General features: G+C 66.8%; 3 protein-coding genes and 1 pseudogene. All 4 read right to left on the bottom strand.

Annotated elements, in window-relative coordinates; genetic code table 11:
* Positions 1 to 530: pseudogene (locus Q0C59_RS19545) on the bottom strand (DNA recombination protein RmuC); the annotation flags it as partial.
* Positions 531 to 537: 7 nt separating this feature from the next.
* Positions 538 to 1,536 (bottom strand): D-glycerate dehydrogenase, encoded by a 999-nt coding sequence (locus tag Q0C59_RS19550; protein WP_291218723.1) that lies wholly within the window; start codon positions 1,534 to 1,536, stop codon positions 538 to 540.
* Positions 1,537 to 1,541: 5 nt separating this feature from the next.
* Positions 1,542 to 1,889 (bottom strand): FKBP-type peptidyl-prolyl cis-trans isomerase, encoded by a 348-nt coding sequence (locus Q0C59_RS19555; RefSeq protein ID WP_291218725.1) that lies wholly within the window; start codon positions 1,887 to 1,889, stop codon positions 1,542 to 1,544.
* A 42-nt stretch (positions 1,890 to 1,931) separates the two neighbouring features.
* Positions 1,932 to 2,654: a nitroreductase gene (locus tag Q0C59_RS19560; protein ID WP_291218727.1), complete on the bottom strand. Its 723-nt coding sequence runs from the start codon at positions 2,652 to 2,654 to the stop codon at positions 1,932 to 1,934.
* Between the last annotated feature and the right edge of the window lie 53 nt (positions 2,655 to 2,707).

Raw genomic sequence — 2,707 nt, forward strand, 5'->3', positions numbered from 1 at the left:
TCGCCCAGGCGCGCCTGCAGCGTGGTCTGCAGTTTTTCGTCCACCGTGGCGCGCATCTCGTCGAGCTTGGCGGCGTTGCTCTGTTGCAGTTGCTGCAGTTGCGCGTCCAGCGTGGTGCGGATCTCTGAGAGGCGCCTCGCGTTGCCTTCGCCCATGTCCTGCAGGGTGCGCGTGAGCGTGTCGCCCAGCGTGCCGCGCAACAACACGAGCTGCTGTGCGAAGCCGTCGAGCTGGGCGTTCTGCGTGCGCGTGGTCTCGGCCGACTGGCCCATCAGCGTTTCCTGGAAGGTGGCCAGCGTCTGCTGGATCTCCTGCCGCCCACCGCGAGAGGACTCGCTGATCTCGCGGCGCAACTCCCCTTCGATCCGCTCCACGCGCTGCCCTTGTTGCTGCAACTGGGCCAGCAACAGCTGCCGGTGCGCCAGGGCCTCGGCGTCCACCGGCGCCCGGCGCACCAACAGCCACGCGACCAGCGCGACGTTGAGCACAAGCAGGACCAGCAGGCCCCAGAGCAGCGAGTCGCTGGTCATCGTCACATCAGGCCTTGGCGACGGCTGCGGCGTTGAGCGGCGTCACGGCCTGGCCGGTGGTCAGGAACGCAATCACGTTGTCGGCCGCGAGCATGGCCATGGCCATGCGCGTGCCCATGGTGGCACTGGCGATGTGCGGGGTCAGCACCACGTTGGGCACGGTCAGCAGATCGGGGTGCACCTTGGGCTCACCCTCGAACACGTCCAGACCCGCGGCCGCGATCACGCGGTTGCGCAGCGCCAGCGCCAGCGCAGCGTCGTCCACGATGCCGCCACGGGCGATGTTGACCAGCGTGGCCGTGGGTTTCATCTGCGCGATCTCGGCCGCGCCGATGGTGTGGTGGGCTTCGGGGCTGTAGGGCAGCACCAGCATCACGTGGTCGGCGGTCTTGAGCAGCGTGGCCTTGTCCACGTAGCTCGCCTTGCATTCGGCTTCCAGCTCGGGCGCCAAGCGGGAGCGGTTGTGGTAGATCACCTTCATGCCGAAGCCGTGCGCGCCTCGCCGTGCAATGGCCTGACCGATGCGGCCCATGCCCAGAATGCCCAGCGTGCTGCCGTGCACCTCGGCACCGGCAAACATGTCCAGGCTCCACTTGTTCCACTGGCCCGCGCGCAGGAAATGTTCGCTCTCGGTGACGCGCCGGGCCGTGGCCATGAGCAAGGCGAAGCCGAAGTCGGCGGTGGTTTCGGTCAACACGTCGGGCGTGTTGGTCGCCAGCACGCCGGCGGCGTTGATGGCGGCCATGTCGAAGTTGTTGAAACCCACCGCGATGTTGGCCACGATCCGCAGTTGCGGATTGGCGGCCAGCAGCGCCGCGTCCACCCGCTCGCTGCCGGTGGTGAGCACGCCCACCTTGCCCTGCAGGCGCTGGGCCAGCTGGTCGGGTGGCAACACGCTGTCGGTGTCGTTCATCTCGACATCAAAATGTTCGCTCAGACGCGCGATGACTTCGGGAAACACCTTGCGCGAAACAAAGACGGCCGGTCGGCCGGTGGTGTTGGCCATGGCCTTCACACCGCCAGCAAATCAACTTCGAACAGCAGTGTGGCGTTGGGCGGAATCACGCCACCCGCACCGCGAGCACCGTAGCCCAGCGCAGCAGGAATCACGAGGCGGCGCGTGCCACCCACGGCCATGCCCTGCACGCCTTCGTCCCAGCCCTTGATGACCTGACCGCCGCCGAGCGAGAACTCAAACGGCTGGCCGCGGTCCTTGCTCGAATCGAACTTGGAGCCTTGCACGCCGTCGTTGTAAAGCCAGCCGGTGTAGTGCACCTGCACGGGCCGACCGGCTTTGGCGATCTCGCCGTTGCCGACCACGGTGTCTTCATATTGCAGGCCGCTGGGGGTGGTGATCATGGTGTCTCCTGTGATTGAAAAGAAAAGGGAAAAGAGGCGCGATTATTCCAGCCAGGTCGTGAACGACCCGACCGTCTCGCGCGGCGTGTGAAAACCGTTGACCTTGTCGGCCGGGTCGGCGTAGCCCAGGGCCATGCCGCAGACCAGCATTTCGCTCTCGCCCGCGCCCACGTGCGGCAGGATGATCCTGGCGAAGCCGTTCCACGCGGCCTGCGGACAGGTGTGCAGGCCGTGGCCGCGCGCGGCGACCATGATGTTCTGCAGGAACATGCCGTAGTCCACCAGCGAGCCGCGGCCCATCACGCGGTCCAGCGTGAACATGAGGCCCACGGGTGCGTCGAAGAAGCGGAAGTTGCGCTGGTGCTGCGCGTGCATCTTGTCCTTGTCGCCCTTGGTGATGCCCAGCAGGCCGTAGAGGCTCCAGCCGTTTTCGCGCCGGCGGTCGATGTAGGGGCTGACCCACTTCTCGGGGTAGTAGTCGTATTCCTCGCGGTACTCGGCGGCCAGCGCCGGGTCGGCGCGCAAAGCGTCGTGCGCGGCACAGACCTTGTCCACCAGCGTGTCACGGCTCTGGCCCTGCAACACATACACCTTCCAGGGCTGTGTGTTGGTGCCCGAGGGCGCGCGGCTGGCCACTTGCAACAGGTGTTCGATCGTGGCGCGCGGCACCGGCTGCGGCAGAAAGGCGCGCGCCGACATGCGGCTGGTGATCGCGGCGTCGACGCTGACAGCGTCGATCACGGGCGCGGTGGGGTTGTGGCTCATAGCAGGGTCTCCAGGGTTTTCTTCAGAGGCTCGGGCAGGGGCACAGGCCGGCG

This window comes from Hydrogenophaga sp. (genome assembly GCF_022844385.1).
In the GTDB taxonomy this organism is placed as follows: Bacteria; Pseudomonadota; Gammaproteobacteria; order Burkholderiales; family Burkholderiaceae_C; genus Hydrogenophaga.

Bases quoted from the DNA above. Each gene is read 5' to 3' on its own strand.
- Q0C59_RS19560 (WP_291218727.1), bottom strand. From the start codon at position 2,654: ATGAGCCACAACCCCACCGCGCCCGTGATCGACGCTGTCAGCGTCGAC.
- Q0C59_RS19555 (WP_291218725.1), bottom strand. From the start codon at position 1,889: ATGATCACCACCCCCAGCGGCCTGCAATATGAAGACACCGTGGTCGGC.
- Q0C59_RS19550 (WP_291218723.1), bottom strand. From the start codon at position 1,536: ATGGCCAACACCACCGGCCGACCGGCCGTCTTTGTTTCGCGCAAGGTG.